Source organism: Streptomyces sp. NBC_01314, from assembly GCF_041435215.1.
GTDB lineage: Bacteria > Actinomycetota > Actinomycetes > Streptomycetales > Streptomycetaceae > Streptomyces.
Map to the genome: position 1 here is coordinate 1,783,713 of NZ_CP108394.1, position 16,698 is coordinate 1,800,410.

Annotated in this window: 10 protein-coding genes and 1 pseudogene; 6 read left to right on the top strand and 5 right to left on the bottom strand. The window is 69.2% G+C overall.

Features of this window, described 5'->3' with window-relative positions; all coding sequences use genetic code 11:
* Nucleotides 1–2 precede the first annotated feature (2 nt).
* Together OG622_RS07955 and OG622_RS07960 are read right to left on the bottom strand one after the other, a co-directional pair.
* A complete protein-coding gene (locus OG622_RS07955; RefSeq protein WP_371574345.1) occupies nucleotides 3–1,583 on the bottom strand; it encodes a sugar ABC transporter ATP-binding protein in 1,581 nt (526 codons plus the stop codon).
* Between the two features lie 98 nt (nucleotides 1,584–1,681).
* The gene (locus tag OG622_RS07960) at nucleotides 1,682–2,734 is read right to left on the bottom strand and encodes a sugar ABC transporter substrate-binding protein (protein WP_371574346.1); all 1,053 of its coding nucleotides are present in this window, start codon (nucleotides 2,732–2,734) and stop codon (nucleotides 1,682–1,684) included.
* Nucleotides 2,735–3,575: 841 nt separating this feature from the next.
* On the opposite strand from OG622_RS07960, the gene OG622_RS07965 reads away from it, so the two are divergent.
* From OG622_RS07965 to OG622_RS07985, 5 genes and pseudogenes are all read left to right on the top strand, one after another.
* A complete protein-coding gene (locus tag OG622_RS07965; protein WP_371574348.1) occupies nucleotides 3,576–4,427 on the top strand; it encodes a fumarylacetoacetate hydrolase family protein in 852 nt (283 codons plus the stop codon).
* 13 nt (nucleotides 4,428–4,440) lie between these two features.
* Entirely contained in the window at nucleotides 4,441–5,778 is a 1,338-nt protein-coding gene (locus OG622_RS07970; protein WP_371574349.1) for an L-fuconate dehydratase, read from the top strand.
* Complete coding sequence (locus OG622_RS07975; RefSeq protein WP_371574351.1) at nucleotides 5,775–6,533, top strand: SDR family NAD(P)-dependent oxidoreductase; 759 nt, start codon at nucleotides 5,775–5,777, stop codon at nucleotides 6,531–6,533. Before OG622_RS07970 ends, OG622_RS07975 begins: the two co-directional genes overlap by 4 nt.
* Nucleotides 6,530–7,528 (top strand): aldo/keto reductase, encoded by a 999-nt coding sequence (locus tag OG622_RS07980; RefSeq protein WP_371574353.1) that lies wholly within the window; start codon nucleotides 6,530–6,532, stop codon nucleotides 7,526–7,528. The genes OG622_RS07975 and OG622_RS07980 overlap by 4 nt, the downstream gene beginning before the upstream one ends.
* Nucleotides 7,525–7,718: pseudogene (locus OG622_RS07985) on the top strand (L-rhamnose mutarotase); the annotation flags it as partial. The gene OG622_RS07980 and the pseudogene OG622_RS07985, both read left to right, overlap by 4 nt.
* Before the next feature lie 543 nt (nucleotides 7,719–8,261).
* Here OG622_RS07985 and OG622_RS07990 read toward each other — a convergent pair.
* Nucleotides 8,262–11,156, bottom strand: coding sequence for a glycoside hydrolase N-terminal domain-containing protein (locus OG622_RS07990; protein WP_371574355.1), 2,895 nt, complete (start codon nucleotides 11,154–11,156; stop codon nucleotides 8,262–8,264).
* 190 nt (nucleotides 11,157–11,346) lie between these two features.
* The gene (locus tag OG622_RS07995) at nucleotides 11,347–13,686 is read right to left on the bottom strand and encodes an alpha-L-fucosidase (protein WP_371574357.1); all 2,340 of its coding nucleotides are present in this window, start codon (nucleotides 13,684–13,686) and stop codon (nucleotides 11,347–11,349) included.
* A gap of 596 nt (nucleotides 13,687–14,282) precedes the next feature.
* Here OG622_RS07995 and OG622_RS08000 point away from each other — a divergent pair.
* A complete protein-coding gene (locus tag OG622_RS08000; protein ID WP_371574358.1) occupies nucleotides 14,283–15,722 on the top strand; it encodes an RICIN domain-containing protein in 1,440 nt (479 codons plus the stop codon).
* Between the two features lie 423 nt (nucleotides 15,723–16,145).
* Here the strand turns inward: OG622_RS08000 and OG622_RS08005 are convergent, their stop codons facing one another.
* A complete protein-coding gene (locus OG622_RS08005; RefSeq protein WP_371574360.1) occupies nucleotides 16,146–16,691 on the bottom strand; it encodes a winged helix-turn-helix transcriptional regulator in 546 nt (181 codons plus the stop codon).
* Nucleotides 16,692–16,698 lie beyond the last annotated feature (7 nt).

Sequence of the window (16,698 nt, forward strand, 5' to 3'; positions counted from 1 at the left end):
GACTACCTTCCGTGCTCATGGGTCTGTTCGGGGAGGGATGCGGCGGGCGTTCCCGAGACGCCTTCCATGGCGGCGACCAGGTGTTCGTCCTTCCAGCCGCGGTCGAACTCCGCGACCACGCGTCCGTGGAACATGACCATCACCCGGTCGCACACCTTGAGGTCGTCCAGCTCGTCCGAGACGATCAGGGCCGCCCTTCCGCCGTCGGCGACCTGGCGGATCCGGCCGAGGAGGAACTCCTTGGACTTGACGTCCACTCCGTTGGTGGGCCGGATGGCCACCAGGACCTGGGGTTCGGTGGCCAGCGCGCGGGCGACGACGACCTTCTGCTGGTTGCCGCCGGACAGGGCGGAGACCGGGGTCGTCATACCGGGGGTCTTGATGTCGAGGTCCTGGATCATGCGCTGGGCGAAGGACCTGGTGCGTGAGGGCAGTACGGTGCCGAACGGCCCCAGCTGGTCGGTGACGGTCAGGGTCGCGTTCTCCGCGACACTGCGGTTGTTGACCAGGCCCTGGAGGTGGCGGTCCTCGGGGATCAGGCCGACCCCCGCTGCGAGCGCCCCCGGCACACTGCCGGTACGGACCTGGCGGCCGCCCACCGAGATCCGGCCGGCGTCGGGGCGGTGCAGACCGGCGACGGTCTCCCCGAGCTGTACGTTTCCGCTGGCGGCGGCACCGGCCAGTCCCACCACTTCGCCCGCCCGCACGGACAGGGACAGGTCCCGGCAGGCGTCGGACAGGGTCAGGCCCTCAATCGTCAGCAGCTCCTCCGCGTCGGTCCGCGGGGGCGTGGCGCCGACCGCGGCCGCCCCGGCGGCCCTCTCACCGGTCATGGCTTCCACCAGTGCCTGGTGGCCGAGTTCGGCCACGGGGGCGGTCAGGATGTGCGCCGCGTCGCGGTAGACGGTGACCGTGGTGCAGAGGTCGTAGACCTCCTGCAGATGGTGGGAGATGAAGAGGAAGGCGACGCCCTGCCGCTGAAGGTCGCGGAGCTTGTCGAAGAGGCGACCTATTCCGCGGGCGTCCAGCTTCGCGGTCGGCTCGTCGAGGATGATGAACCGGGCGCCGAAGAACAGGGCCCGCGCGATCTCGATGAACTGCCGTTGTTCGACGGTGAGGTCCCTGGCCCGGGCGGCGGGGTCGATGTCCACCCCGTACTCGCCGAGCAGTTGCCCGGCCCGCTGCCGCAGCTGCTTCCAGCGGATGGGCCTCAGCGCGGCGGGGCTCTGCCGGTCCAGGAAGAGGTTCTCCGCCACGCTCAGCTCTTGGATGATCGTGGAGCGCTGGTAGACGCAGGCGACACGGGAACGCCAGGCTTCGGTGTCGCCGAGGACGGGTGCCGCTTCGCCCGCGAAGCGCAGCGATCCGGTGTCGGGCTGCTGGAGACCGGTGAGGATGGACACGAGTGTGGACTTGCCCGCGCCGTTGCGGCCGACGAGCGCGTGCGACTCTCCCGGGGCGATGGTGATACGGGCGTCGCGCAGCGCGACGGTGGCGCCGAACCGTTTACTGATGCCGGTCGCCTCGGCCACCGGGGCCGGGCCGCCCGTGCCGTTCGCCGGGGCGGTCGCGGTGTCCGCCATGGTGGATACCGTCCTTGGGTACGAGTACGGAGGGTGTGTCGAGCGAGGTGGAGGGACGGGACCATGCCCGTCCCTCCACCCAGCCGTCGGCCGATCGGTCACTGGCTGATGTTGTTTCCCCACAGGGACTTGTCGTCCACGTTGTCCTTGGTCACCAGCGGCGCGGGCAGCTGGTCCTCCAGGCCGTTGGGGAGCTTGATGATCGTGGAGTCGTGGTCGGTCGGGCCCGGCTTGAACGTCTTGCCCTCGGCCGCGGCCTGTGCGTAGAAGAGGGCGTATTTGGCGTAGAGGTCGGCGGGCTGGGAGATGGTCGCGTCGATCTGGCCCTTGCGGATCGCGTCGAACTCCTGCGGGATTCCGTCGTTGGAGATGATGCTGATGTGGCCCTTCTCACCGGCCGGCTTGAGCAGGCCCTTCTGCTCCAGCAGTGCCAGGGTCGGCTGCAGGAAGACGCCGCCCGCCTGCATGTAGATGCCGTTGAGGTCGGGGTGCTGGGCGAGCAGGCTCTGCAGCTTGGCCGAGGCGACGTCGCCCTTCCAGTCGGTGGGCAGCTCGAAGACCTTGATCTTGGGGAACTTCTCCTTCATGCAGGCGGCGAACGCCTCGGAACGGTCGCGCCCGTTGATGGAGTCCAGGGCGCCCTGGAACTCGGCCACCTTGCCCTTGCCCTTGAGCTGCTTGCCGAGGAACTCGCAGGCCTTGGTGCCGTACGCCTTGTTGTCGGCGCGCACGACCATGTAGACGTCACCCTTGTCGGGCCTGGTGTCGACGCTGACCACGGGGATCTTCTTCGACGCGAGGGTGTCGAGGGTGGAGGCGATCGCGCCGGTGTCCTGCGGGGCCATGACGACGGCCTTGGCGCCCGTGTTCTCGAAGACCTGGACGTTGGCGACCAGCTTGGTGACGTCGTTCTGCGAGTTGCTCAGCGGCAGTGCCTTGATGCCGTCCTTGTCGATGTCCTTCTTGACGTAGTCCGCGTAGGAGTTCCAGAAGTCGGAGTCCGAACGGGGCAGGTCGATGCCGATGGCCGGCTTGTCGCCTGACGCCTGCGTGGAGGCCGTGTTCTCCCGGTTGCAGGCGGTGGCGAGGGCCAGCACCGCCAGGACGGCGGTGGCGACTGCGGCGGTGGAGCGAGTACGAGCGAGCTTCATGACCGTGTTGTCTCCTTAAGCCCGGGCAGGGAGCCGCAGGGCGACGGGGCGAGGCGGCGACTTCTTCCCCGCGGGGGGAGAGGGAAGGGGCAAGGTCACCGAAGGAGCGGATCCGCGAGGAGCCGTAGCGGGACCGCGCTTCTCAAGGGAGGGGTGAGGGTGAGGCTGGTGCCCGAAGCGGTGACGGAATCCAAGGAAGTCGCCGATTCATCCGATGTCTACCGGGCGCTGAGGACGTTACGGCGAGGTTGCCGATATTGACAAGGGCCTTTCGCCGGTGATTCGCGCGGCTTCGCTCCCCGGTGGCGACCAAGCGGGGCCGCAAGTCGTTCCAGCTCCTCCCTGAAGGCGTTGACCTGCGGATATTCTGCGAGTCGATCTGCGGCCGGGAGCGGCGAACGGCGTCTTACGATTCGACAACGCCCCGCCGCGGCACGCCTTTGACCCCGTGCGCTCGGGGCGCCGAGGGTCCCGACACCGCGGAGTCCACCTCGACCACCACCCCGCGCACGCTCTGCACGGGACTCCGATTCAGTTGAGCGTTCCGAGCGAGGATCGGGGATTCATCGGAGGCTGTGCCGCCCTCCCATTGATCACTGCCGGGAAAAGTTGGGATGTTTCCCTTTCTGACGCATGGCAAGGAGGGCATTCCTCGGAGGACTGCGTTGCCATGCTCCGTTCCGGCATCTACAGTCGCCATGCGCCAGACATCCGATGACTGTGGCGCATGGCCGCGTCTCCTCACTCGCCCCGCCCTCCAGGCTCCGGCGCGGGGGTGGCCCCACCGGCCCGGCGCGGCCGGTCGTCACCCACCGAACCCAAGGCAAGGGAGCTGTTCCCGTTGAAACTGCTACGACTCGGCGCTCCCGGCAAGGAGCGGCCTGCCGTCCGTACCGAGGACGGTCGGCTGCTCGACGCATCTGCTGTCACCGCCGACATCGACGGCGCGTTCCTGGGCTCCGGGGGACTGGAGCGGCTGCGCGCCGCCGTGGCGGAGACGTCGTTGCCCGAGCTCGACCCTGCCGGTCTGCGGATCGGGGCGCCTGTCGCCCGTCCCGGCAAGGTCGTCTGCGTCGGCCTGAACTACCGCGACCACGCGGCCGAGACCGGCGCCGCGATACCTCCGCGTCCGGTGATCTTCATGAAGGACCCGGGGACCGTCGTCGGTCCGCACGACGAGGTGCTGATCCCGCGCGGCTCCGTGAAGACCGACTGGGAGGTGGAACTCGCGGTCGTCATAGGCCGCCGTGCGCGATACCTGGACGGACCGGAGGCCGCCCGGTCCGTGATCGCGGGCTACGCCGTCAGCCATGACGTCTCGGAACGTGAGTTCCAGCTGGAGTACTCCTCGCAGTGGAACCTCGGCAAGTCCTGCGAGACCTTCAACCCGCTCGGCCCGTGGCTGGTCACCGCGGACGAGGTCAGTGACCCGCAGGACCTCTCGCTGCACCTGAGCGTCAACGGTGTGAAGCGACAGCGGGGCCACACCCGCGACATGATCTTCCCGGTCGAACACATCGTGTCGTACCTGAGTCAGTACATGGTTCTGGAGCCCGGTGACGTGATCAACACCGGTACGCCCGCGGGTGTGGCCCTCGGTCTTCCCGGCACCCCCTACCTCCGCGCCGGTGACACGGTCGAACTCGCCATCGACGGACTCGGCGGCCAGCGCCAGACGTTCGCCCAAGCCTGAAAGGCAGCCCCCCTTGTCCGCAATCTCCGCCAGAATCGTCGCGGTCGACACCTACGACATCCGGTTCCCCACCTCACGTGAGCTGGACGGCTCCGATGCGATGAACCCGGACCCCGACTACTCCGCCGCCTACGTGGTGCTGCGCACGGACGCCGCCGACGGTCTCGAAGGCCACGGCTTCACCTTCACCATCGGGCGCGGCAACGACGTGCAGGTCGCCGCGATCAACGCCCTGCGCCCGCATCTGCTCGGGCGCTCCGCCGACGAGCTGTGCGCCGACCCCGGCTCGCTCAACCGGGACCTGATCGGGGACAGCCAGCTGCGCTGGCTCGGTCCCGAGAAGGGCGTGATGCACATGGCGATCGGCGCGGTGGTCAACGCCGTGTGGGACCTGGCGGCCAAGCGCGCCGGGCAGCCGCTGTGGCGGCTGCTCGCCCACGCCGAACCCGAGTGGCTGGCGTCCCAGGTCGACTTCCGCTACATCGCCGACGCCCTCACACCTGACGAGGCCGTCCGTCTGCTCACCGAAGGCCGTGCCGGCCTGGCGGAGCGCGAGGCCGTGCTGCTGGAACGCGGCTACCCCGGCTACACCACCTCGCCGGGCTGGCTCGGCTACTCCGACGACAAGCTCACCCGGCTGGCCAAGCAGGCCGTCGCCGACGGCTTCACCCAGATCAAGTTGAAGGTCGGCGCCGACCTCCAGGACGACGTCCGACGGATGCGCACCGCCCGAGCCGCCGTCGGCGACGGCATCCGGATCGCCATCGACGCCAATCAGCGCTGGAACGTCGGCGAGGCGATCGAGTGGACCAAGGCGCTCGCCCCCTTCGCCCCGTACTGGATCGAGGAACCCACCAGCCCCGACGACATCCTCGGGCACGCGACCGTGCGCCGGGGTGTCGCGCCTGTGAAGGTCGCCACCGGCGAACACGTGCAGAACCGCATCATCTTCAAGCAGCTGCTGCAGGCCGACGCCATCGACGTCCTGCAGATCGACGCCGCCCGGGTCGGCGGCGTGAATGAAAACCTGGCGATCCTGCTGCTGGCCGCCAAGTTCGGCGTACCAGTGTGTCCCCACGCCGGCGGCGTGGGGCTGTGCGAGCTCGTGCAGCACCTGTCGATGTTCGACTACCTCGCCCTGTCCGGCACCACCGAGAACCGGGTCATCGAGTACGTCGACCACCTCCACGAGCACTTCACCGACCCCGTGGTGATCCACGACGGCCACTACGCGGCGCCCCTCGCACCTGGCTTCTCCGCGACCATGCACGCCGAGTCCATCACCGAGTTCCGCTATCCGAGCGGTGCGTTCTGGGCCGCCGACCGTGCCGGACAGGAGCGGGTCGCATGACCGGGCCGTCAGGTCTCAGGGCCCTCGTCACCGGCGGCGCCGCCGGTATCGGGCTGGCCACGGCCCGGATGCTGGCCGTGCAAGGCGCACGGGTCGCCGTAATCGACCTCGACCCGTCGGCGCTTCAGCCGCCGTTGCTCGGTTTCAAGGCCGACGTCAGGGACGACATGTCGGTACGGACCGCCGTGCAGGCAGCTGCCGCCGAGCTCGGCGGCCTGGACATCCTGGTGAACAACGCGGGTATCGGCGCGGCCGGCACCGTGGAGGACAACCCCGACGAGCAATGGCACCGCGTCCTGGACGTCAACGTCCTCGGGATCGTCCGCACCACCCGCGCCGCCCTGCCGTATCTGCGCCGCTCCTCGAGCGCGGCCGTGGTCAACACCTGCTCCATCGCCGCCACCGCCGGTCTGCCGCAGCGCGCCCTGTACTCGGCCACCAAGGGGGCCGTGCTGTCGCTGACCCTGGCCATGGCCGCCGACCACGTCCGCGAGGGCATCCGCGTCAACTGCGTCAACCCCGGCACCGCCGACACCCCCTGGGTCGGCCGATTGCTGGACGCCGCCGACGACCCCGACGCCGAACGCGCCGCCCTCAACGCCCGCCAGCCCCTGGGCCGCCTGGTCACCGCCGACGAGGTGGCGGCAGCCATCGTGTACCTCGCCAGTCCCGCCGCGGCCGGCGTCACCGGCACCGCACTCGCCGTCGACGGCGGCATGCAGGGCCTCCGGATCCGCCCGGCGACAGCCTCATGAGAACCACGACGCTGGGCACCAGCGGTGTCCGGGTCACCGAACTCGCCTTCGGCGCCGCGGGCATCGGCAACCTGTACCACCCGGTCACCGACGAGGCCGCCGCCGCCACGGTGGACGCCGCCTGGGACGCGGGCATCCGCACCTTCGACACCGCCCCGCACTACGGACTCGGCCTGTCCGAGAGACGCCTCGGTGCCGCGCTGCGCGGCCGCCCCCGGGACGCGTACACCGTCTCCACCAAGGTCGGCCGGCTGCTGGTGCCGCAGAAGACCGACGGCGACGACCTCGCGGGCGGCTTCGCCGTTCCCGCGACCCATCGCCGGGTGTGGGACTTCAGTGCCGACGGTGTCCGGCGCTCCCTGGAGGCCAGCCTGCAGCGGCTCGGCCTGGACCGCGTCGACATCGCCCTCCTGCACGACCCCGACGACCACGCCGAGCAGGCTCTCGATGAGGCGTATCCGGCGCTGGAGCGGCTGCGTGCCGAAGGCGTCGTCGGGGCCATCGGCGTCGGCATGAACCAGACCCCCCTGCTCGCCCGCTTCCTGCGCGAAACGGATGTCGACGTCGTCCTGCTGGCCGGCCGCTACACCCTGCTGGGCCAGGAGGGCCTCGCCGAGGTACTGCCCGAGGCCGGCGCCCGGGGCAGGAGTGTGCTCATCGGCGGGGTCTTCAACTCGGGGCTTCTGACCGACCCGCGGCCGGGCGCCACGTACGACTACGCACCCGTCCCGGAACCCGTCCTGGCCCGGGCGCTGCGGCTGAAGGCCGTCACCGAATGCCACGGGGTCCCGCTGCGTGCCGCCGCCCTGCGCTTCCCGTTCGGCCATCCGGCCGTCGCGAGCGTACTGACAGGAGCCCGCTCCGCCGATGAGGTGCACGACACCGTCGCGCTGCTGCGGCGGCCCGTGCCCGCCGCCGTCTGGGACGACCTGCGCACCGAAGGACTGATACCCGCCGGCACGCCCGTTCCTCCGCCGCCCAAGGAGCCGTCGTGAGGATCGCCCTGCACACCAGGGTCCGCGCCGACCGTGTCGAGGAATACGAGGCGGCACACGCGAGGTGCCCGAAGAACTGACCGCCGCGATCCGCGCCACCGGAGTGAGCCGGTGGACGATCTGGCGCGGGAGGTCGGCGGGACCGTCCGGCCCAGAAGCGTACCGGGCCGCCGCGGCGGCCCGGTACGCCTCCGCCCGCACGTCGCCGTCGCGGCGAGCCCGGGCGGCGACAGGAACGTGCGGTCTTCTCTCGCCAGAGCGGACAGAGGCTCGGTGCTCACGCGCGTCATTCCTCTTGGAGTCAGCACCACGGGCCTGTCCGGACTTCCGCTCGACCGCAGACGTTTCCTCACCGCCGTCGCTCTGACGGCCGGAGCCCGTCGCACTGCCCGAAGTGCTGTCCGCCAAGGGGGCCGACGCGGTACCGCCGCAGCTCGCCTCTCCCCGACCGGGGCGTCTATGACACGGTGACCGCCTCCTCGTGGACCGACGGTTTCGTCACCGGCAACGGCGAGTACGGAGCGATCTGCGGCGCCCACGCTGGAGGAGATCATCCGCGACCACCACCGGTTCGTGCTGCCCAACGGCACCCGTGACACGCTGCCCCTGTCGAGAAGAACGGCCCGCACGACCTGGTGCCCCTCGCCGAGAAGCGCGCCCCTGCTGGGCCTGGGGACCCTCTTCCAAACCCGCCGGCCCCGAATGCGGCAGCCGCCTGACCCCGGTAGTCGGCTCACAGAGGGACGATCTGCCAGTCCTGGTTGGAACCGCCGTTGGCGGGCCACTGGATGATCCGGGTGCCGTCTGCCGTGGCGCCGTTCTCCGCGTCGGCGGACATCCCGGATCTGACGTTGACGAGGCGGTAGTACCCACTGGTCGCGGCCGGGACGAGTCTCCACCACTGGTGGGCCTCCGCGGTGTCCGTCCGCTGGCCGAGCGCCTGTCCCTGGGTGGTCGAGCCGCCGGGGCTTTCGAGCAGCTTGCCGCTCTTGGCGCACACCAGGCGGAAGGATCCGTCGTGGTTCGGCAGGAACCGCCACTGCTGGTTGGTGCCCCCGGTCCACGGCCACATGATGACCGAGGCCCCGTCGGCGGTCGATGCGTCCTTGATGTCGAGCACCTTGCCGCTTCTGCGGTTGACCAGGCGGAAGGTGCCGGTGAGCAGACCGACGGTGATGGTCGTTCTGGTGTCGGCGGTGAGTGACACGACCCGGGCGTGGCTGCCGAGGGAGGAGGTGGCGACCGTCGCGGTGGTGGTCACCGAGGTCATACCGCGGCGGGAGATCAGGGTGATGTCCTGGGTGACGGCCGAGGTGAGGACGACCGTGGCGGTACGGGCCGCGGTGTCCCAGCTCAGGCTCTCGACCAGGATCCGGTTGCGGCCCCGCACGCCCTTGATGGTGCCCTTGGAGAACTGGTCGGGCAGAGCGGGGAGCAGTTCGAGGATGCCGGGCCGGCTGTAGATCAGCGCCTCGGAGATCATGGCGGGCAGGGCGTTGGCGGCGTCGGCGTTGTACGTCGTCAGGTTGGGGTTGTGTGCGGTCATCAGCGACTTGAACAGCATGTCGTTGCCGATGATCTTCTTCATGTTGGTGTAGACGCCGGGGCCGTCCTTGAGTCGGGCGCGGGCGAAGGCCCGGTGGATGGCACCATGTGCGGCCTGCGTCTCGTCACCGCGCAGGTCCAGGGCCTTGCGGGCGTTCAGGACCAGGTCGGGCTTGTCCTCGGGGTTGATCTCGTGCAGCGGCCAGGCGCCGTACATGTGCTGGGCGTGGTTGTTGTTGTAGTGGTCGGTCAGGCTCGGCCACGCCCATTCGGCCAGCGCCCCGTCGCTGTTGACCCGGTAGTCGGGAAGCTTGGCCAGCAGCGCCGTCCAGCGTGCCACGCCCTGTCCGCTGCCCTGCTCGACGCCCAGGGTGTTCGCAGCCTCGATGGCGGCCTGGAGGGCGTGCCGGCCGGCGGCGATCTCGCCGGTGGCGTTGATGGACAGGTACTGGTTGCTGTTGCCGGGCTTGTTCTCAACGGAGAAGCACGGCACGAAGACGACCTTGCCGTTCGAATCGGTGCGGGTGAGGAAGTCCTCGTAGAACAGGGCCAGTTCCATCAGGGCCGGGGCCAGCTTGTTCTGCAGGAAGTCGCTGTCGCCGGTGACCTGGTAGTACTCCAGCAGCGGGTAGAGCAGCCAGTCGGCGCCGCCGATCCATGTCTGCCCGGCGAAACTGCCGCTGAAGTGGAGCATGTGGCCGTGCTCGCCGTCGGTGTGGATGGGCGCGTGGATGCCACGGGTTCCGTACAGGTTCTTGGCGTTGGTACGCCAGTCGTCGAGTTGTCCGAGGATCAGGTCGAAGTAGCCCTGCATGGCGTCGGTGAGGTCGAGGGTGTTGCCGCCGGCGACCTGGAAGTTGACGTTGGCGTCGGTGGTGAAGTCGTCCGCCCAGGCACCGTTCCAGGTGCCGGTCCAGATGCCGGTCAGCCGGGGTGGCAGTACGCCGCTGGAGCTGACGAGGAAGTAGCGGCCGGAGTCGTAGAGCCGCTCCAGCAGAGCCAGGTCGATGACGGCCCTGTTGCTGTTCTGCCGGCTGATCAGTTCACCGGTGGACAGTTGACGGTCGGCGGCGGAGACGTTCAGGTCAAGGCGGGAACGGTCGTACATCGCCGAGTGCAGCGCGCCGTGGCGGGACAGCAGCGTGGCGTAGTCCGCGCTGAGCGCGGCCAGTTCGGTGTGCAGCGGCTGGGAGTTCCAGCCGGTGGAGGTGTCGTAGCGGCCCAGTTTGGTCAGCAGCAGCACCTTGGTGGCGCGGGCCACGACCAGGGTGGAGCCGCTGGCGGTGACCGAGGCGTTCGCACCGGTGACGACGACCCGCGTGACGCCCTCGTAGCCGTACGCCCCCTGCCCCGAGGGGTAGGTACCGCGCAGGTTCAGATAGCCGTCGGCGCCGCTGACGGTGGCCGTCGTGGCGAAGCTGACACTGGTCGGGACGCCTTCGAGTGCTGTGGCGACGCTCAGGGTCGTGTCGACGGTCCGCCCGCTCGCGGGCAGCAGTTCATGGACGATGACCTGGTCGGCGCGGGAGGCGAAGGCGTGGCGCTTCCAGGTGCCGTACTGGTCGGTCCAGGTGTGGGTGACCTCCCCGGTGCGGAAGTCGGTGATCCGGGCGTAGTCGTTCGTAGTGGTCATACCGGGCGTGCTCAGCCGCAGTTCGTAGCCCGGGTGGTAGGTCTGCGTCCAGCGCAGGCTCCAGCCGGAGGCGAAGCTGGTCTGCGCCCCGGAGTAGTCCCCGGCCAGCGCCTTGTCCCGTACGGACTCCAGGCGGTCCGCGATCACCGGTGGCAGTGTGTCGCGGGTGCCGTTGGGCATGACGAACCGGTGGTGGTTGACGACGATCTTCTCCAGGGTGGGCGCCCCGTAGAGGATCGCTCCGTACTCACCGTTTCCGGTCACGAAACCGTCGGTCCACGAGGACGCGGTCCCTGTGTCGTAGATGCCCCGGTCGGGGAGGGTGACCTGGGGCGGCACGGCGGCGGTCGCCTTGCCGGCCAGCATGCCGGGCAGCGCGACGGCTCCGGCCGCCAGAGCGGCGGTTGTCAGGAATTGTCTGCGGTCGAGCGGAAGATCGGACAGGCCCATGGCGGTGGCTCCATTGCGTATCGGGCGGGGAGGGTGACCACCCCAGGTGCGGGGACGTACGCGCCTGGTCGCGCCGACTCCGGGCCGGGACCGCGAGGTGGGGCGGGGGAACAGGAAGCGGTCCCCCGAGGTGAGGGGCCGGTGCCGCGGTGCGGCACCGGCCCCTCACTGGACGCCGTTCACAGGACGGCTACAGGGCGATGAGCTGCCATTCCTGGTTGGACCCACTGGTCGAGGGCCACTGGATGACCTGGGCGCCGTCCGCCGTGGAGGCGTCCTTGACGTCGGCGCACCGCCCGTTGCCGACGTTGACTAGCCGGTAGTAGCCGCTGGTCGCGGCGACCAGCTTCCACCACTGGTTGCTGGTTCCGGCGTCGGCCGACTGGTCGAGCTGTGTCCCCTGCGCGGAACCGCTCGGGCACTCCAGGAGTTTGCCGCTGCGGACGTTGGACAGCCGGTACGAGCCGTCGCTGTTCGGCAGCAGTTTCCACTGCTGGTTGGTGCCGCCGGTCGAGGGCCACTGGATGATGCCGGCGCCGTCGGCGCTGGAGGCACCGCTGACGTCCAACACCTTGCCGCTCTTGCGGTTCACCAGCTTGTAGGTGCCCAGGTCCGCGGTGAAGGGCCGGTCGTAGAGCTCCAGGCTGCGGATGGACGCCCATACCCCGGTGGGCAGGCCGGTGACCGTCACCCGTACGTAGCGGGCATCGGCACTGAGCACCATGGTCTGCACCTGGCTGGTGCTGGTGGTGTCGGTGCGGTCGACGAGGGTGGTCCAGGTGGTGTTGTCGGCGGAGCCCTCGACGCGGTACCGGTAGTTGGTGCCGTCCAGCTCCCAGGCGATACGGGCGCCGGTGAGGGACTTGGTCGCTCCCAGGTCGACCTTCAGCCAGTTCCCGGTGTTGCCGTTGTTGGCGCACCAGCGGGTGGCGGTGGAGCCGTCGACGGCCTTGGCCGCGGTGTTGCCCTTGGATGTCTCCGCGCTGCTGGCGGTGGCGGTCTTGCCCACGGCGATGTCGGCCGGCTGCACCGTCCGGTCCAGGGTCACGCCGACCACGCTGTCCTCGGGGATGCGGGTGCGGTTGATCCCGGTGATCGTCACCTTGCCGTCCGAGCTGACGGAGTACGACAGGTCGGTGCCCGAGGCCACGTCGAAGACCCGGGTCACGTTCGCGTCCCCGATGGACGGGGTGGTGAACGAGGTGCCGCTGTAACCGGACAGCATGTGCACGTAGAAGGTGCTGTCCTTGTACGTGTAGCCGTACTTGCCGTCGAGAGGCTGCCAGGGGCCGCCGGTGGTGCCGTACACGGCCTCGCCGCAGGTGGTCATGAAGGAACCGATCCTGCGCACCAGGTCCGCCTGGGCGGTGGGCACGGCTCCGGTGCGGTCCGGGCCGATGTTGACCAGGCAAGTGATGTTCCGCACCCAGGAGTTGACCAGGAGGTTCATGGCCGTGCCGAAGCCCATCACGCTGGTGCCGGCCTTGTAGCCCCAGGCTCCGCCGATGGTGAAGCACTTCTCCGCCACCTTGCCGGTGCGGATCGCACCGGTCGGGACGGAGGGGCCTTCCTCGCTGGCGAAGTCGCCGATCCAGCCGGAGCGCAGGGTGGTGACCGCGTCCGGCTGGTGCTTGCGCACCAGGCCGGTCAGGCCCAGCGGCTTGCCGGTGGCGGCGTCGGTGTCGCCGGAGGCGGAGTCCACCGGCCACTCGTTGGCGGTGTCGCGGAACTGGCCGGGCTCCCAGAAGAACGCGGCGTCCCTGTCGGAGCCCTGCTGGCCCAGCCAGCCGCCGTCCCACCAGATGTCATCGATCTTGCCGTACTGCGTGAGCAGCTCCTTGACCTGCTGGTACACCTCGTCCTTCATGATCCGCGCGTTCTCCTTGTGTGCGGGATCGGTGACATAGCCCCACTTGTTGGTCAGGCAGTTGGTGCCGCGGACGTCGTAGTAGCCCGGGTAGCGCCAGCTCAGCGGCGAGAAGTACAGACCCACCTTCAGCCCGGCATCGCGCACGGCCGTCACGTACTGGCCGACGAAGTCCGTCTGCAGCGGCGCCTGCCCCGCGTGCCAGGCGTTGGCATGGGTGGACGGCCACAGGGCGAAGCCGTCGTGGTGGCGGGCCGTGAGCACCGTGTACTTCGCGCCCATGTCCTTGGCCAGTTGGGCCCAGTCGGCGGGGTCGTAGGCGCTGCCGGTGAACTGCTCACTCGTGGCGTCGGTGACGTACTTCTTGTAGTTCTCCGGCGTGACGGCGGCGTTCTCCATGTACCACTCGCCCTTGGCCGGGCCGGAGTAGGGACCCCAGTGAATGAACATGCCGAGCTTGGCATCCTGCATCCACTGGATCTTCTCGTTGGACTGCTGCTCGACACCCATGTCGATCTTGGGGATGCGCAGGGGCGGGAGCGGCAACGGCTCACCGGTGGTGGCAGCGTGGGCGGGTATCGCCAGTGTCGGAGTGATAGCGGCGGCGACCGTCATGGCCGCGATGCCGGCAAGCACTCTTCGTCGAGTGATCGGTTCTGACAACTGGATCTCTCCTCATTGGTCCGCAGGACGGCACGGCCGTGCTGGGGCTCGGCATCCGGGCCGAATCGAAGGGACGTTCACCCGGAGGTGGCGGGTGCAGGGGAGCCGCTGGAAGCGTGCACCTCGCCCGGCCATGGACATCGGATGTATTAACGAGCATGAAACCCAGACATGTCCAGAGGATGGGGCAAAATACCTAGTCACGGCATGACGTTCGATTGGCCGAAAGCCGTCAGCACGCAAACCTAGGATGTATGGTCGGCCACCCAGGCCGCGGAGGTCGTGCCGTCTTTCAGACCCGTCTTCCCCGCCGGCCGGCCCGCCGATCCCGTCCGGATCATTGACGAAGTGCGACGTGCACCTCTAGCGTCCTCCGACGGAGCCGCACACAATCCAACAATTCGGACCGTGCCGACATGGTCCGTCACGTTCTCGCCACGGTCCGGCCGGCCATCTGCCGATCGCGCACGTGAGCGATCCGGCCCAGCCCGCCCTTTGCGGACGCGACCGTTGTGCGGCATGCGCCCCGCGCTATTCACCGCCGGTACCGGACCTCGCCTCCCGGCCGGCCCTTCACCTCTTCCCGAAGGAAACTGATGCTCAGACGCGCCTTCACCTTCATGCTAGCCGCCGCCGTGAGTATGTCCGCACTGCTCATCACCGGATCCCCCGCCCAGGCCGCCCAGGTCACCGTCACCAACGCGACGCAGTTCACCGACACCACGGGAGCCGTGGTGCACGCCCACGGCGGCGGGGTGATCAAGGTCGGCACCTACTACTACTGGTTCGGCGAGAACCGCAACGCCGACAACACCTTCAAGGCCGTCTCCGCCTACCGCTCGACCGATCTGAAGACGTGGGAGTTCAGGAACAACGTCCTGACCCAGGCCAGCAACCCCGAACTGGCCGTCGCCAACATCGAGCGCCCCAAGGTCATCTTCAACAGCACCACCGGCAAGTACGTCCTGTGGATGCACAAGGAGAACGGCAGCGACTACAACCAGGCTCGCGCCGCCGTCGCCGTCTCCGACACCATCGACGGCGCCTACACCTGGCAGGGAAGCTTCCGGCCCCCGACCGGCACCACGTCCCGCGACATGACCCTGTTCAAGGACGACGACGGCACCGCTTACCAAATCACCTCGGCCGCCGGCAACGCCGACCTGCAGATCTGGAAGCTCACCGCCGACTACACCGGCTACGACAGCCTGACCGCGAACCCCTGGGCCGGCACCTTCCGGGAGGCCCCCGCGCTGTTCAAGCGCAACGGCGTCTACTTCATGCTGACCTCCGGCAACAGCGGCTGGAAGCCCAACCAGCAGAGGTACGCCACCGCCACCAGCATCGCCGGGCCCTGGACCGCCATGAGCGACATCGGCGACGCCACCGGCTACGGCTCACAGACCACGTTCGTCCTGCCCGTCCAGGGCACTTCGGGCACCTCGTACCTCTACATGGGCGACCGCTGGGGCAACTCCATGGACGGCACGGTCAACGACTCGCAGTACGTCTGGCTCCCGCTGACCTTCCCCACCAAAACAACCATGAACCTGCCGTGGTACCCGCAGATCTCCATCGACACCAGCGCCGGCACGGTCAGCGGCGTGGGCGGCGGCCCCTACTACAACCTGGTCGCCCGGCACAGCGGCAAGTGCCTCGACATCTCCGACAACTCGGCCGCCGACAATGCGGTCGCCGTCCAGTACACCTGCATCGCCGGCCTCAACCAGCAGTGGCGGCTGCAGGACGCGGGTGACGGATACGTCCGCGTCCTCGCCCAGCACAGCGGCAAGTGCCTCGACGTCGCGAACAACTCCACCGCCGACGGCGCCTTCGTCAACCAGTACCGCTGTGGCACCGGCACCAACCAGCAGTTCCAGTTCCAGGACCAGGGCAACGGCTACTACCGCCTCATGGCCCGGCACAGCGGCAAGTGCCTCGACGTGAACAACGCGTCCACCGTCAACGGCGCCCGCCTCATCCAGTGGACCTGCGGCACCGGCACCAACCAGCAGTTCCAGCGGCCGGCCGCCTAGTACTCCGGCTTGGGTTCGCTGCCGGCCGCCGCTCAGGGCTGTGTTTCTGAGCGGCGGCCGGTCAAGGCGCACCAGGAACTCACCGGTCCGGGAGCACGGCAGACCACTTTGCCGACGTGGCGTACCGATGGGGTTTCTCCGCAACCAACTCACTGGACAGGTTGCGTCGTTGCCCACGTGCGCGCGACGCGGTAGCCCGCGAAGGCGGCCGGCCGCCCGGACAACCCCTCCCTCCCCCGAGCGGCTGAGGTCCTTCCGGGGAAGCCCTCCCCGCTCGATCAGGGACAACGGCGTGCCGCTTTCCCCGCAGCGGGGCCGGGCGGGTTGGCGGTCGTGCGAATTTCGGCCGGGTCCGGCGGACCGCATGCAGCGGCCGGCCGGGCCTGGCATCACCCCGACCACAGGCTCCCGGCTGAACAGCGGTCAACCGCTGCCCGACGCTGCCGCCTCCACCCCGGCGGGCCTGGCGGCGGGGCCCGGCGCGGCCACCAGGTCCCGGGTGGCACCGACCTCGTGACCGGCGGCGCAGATCAGCCCCGTCCTTACGGGAGCGTCGCAGTCACGGTGACGCACTGTGACGGTGGACCCCTCGGGCCCGACGAGCCAGTGGTCGGCCCAGTCGATCAGGGCCACCAGGGCGGGGACGAGGCCGCGGCCCTTGTCTGTGAGCCGGTACTCCTCACGCACGCGTGAACCCGGCTCCTGATAGGGGCGCTTCTCCAGAAGACCTTCCGAGACCAGGTCGCGCAGGCGGGCCGCGAGCACTCCGGAGCTCACGCCCACGCGGGTCAGGAAGTCGTCGAATCGCCGGGTGCCGAAAAACGCCTCACGCATGATCATGCCCGCTGTCTGCGGAGTCAGCACCCGCAGCGCCAGTGCGATCGAGTCCGGCTCCAGATCCCAGGCATCCCTGTCCCACGGCAGGGGTGCCGCGTGGGCAGTGCCGGGTGGCTCGAGTGCCTCAGTCATGTCTTCT

Coding starts and splice junctions, on each gene's coding strand:
- OG622_RS07955 (WP_371574345.1), bottom strand. CDS start 1,583: ATGGCGGACACCGCGACCGCCCCGGCGAACGGCACGGGCGGCCCGGCC.
- OG622_RS07960 (WP_371574346.1), bottom strand. CDS start 2,734: ATGAAGCTCGCTCGTACTCGCTCCACCGCCGCAGTCGCCACCGCCGTC.
- OG622_RS07975 (WP_371574351.1), top strand. CDS start 5,775: ATGACCGGGCCGTCAGGTCTCAGGGCCCTCGTCACCGGCGGCGCCGCC.
- OG622_RS07980 (WP_371574353.1), top strand. CDS start 6,530: ATGAGAACCACGACGCTGGGCACCAGCGGTGTCCGGGTCACCGAACTC.
- OG622_RS07990 (WP_371574355.1), bottom strand. CDS start 11,156: ATGGGCCTGTCCGATCTTCCGCTCGACCGCAGACAATTCCTGACAACC.
- OG622_RS08000 (WP_371574358.1), top strand. CDS start 14,283: ATGCTCAGACGCGCCTTCACCTTCATGCTAGCCGCCGCCGTGAGTATG.
- OG622_RS08005 (WP_371574360.1), bottom strand. CDS start 16,691: ATGACTGAGGCACTCGAGCCACCCGGCACTGCCCACGCGGCACCCCTG.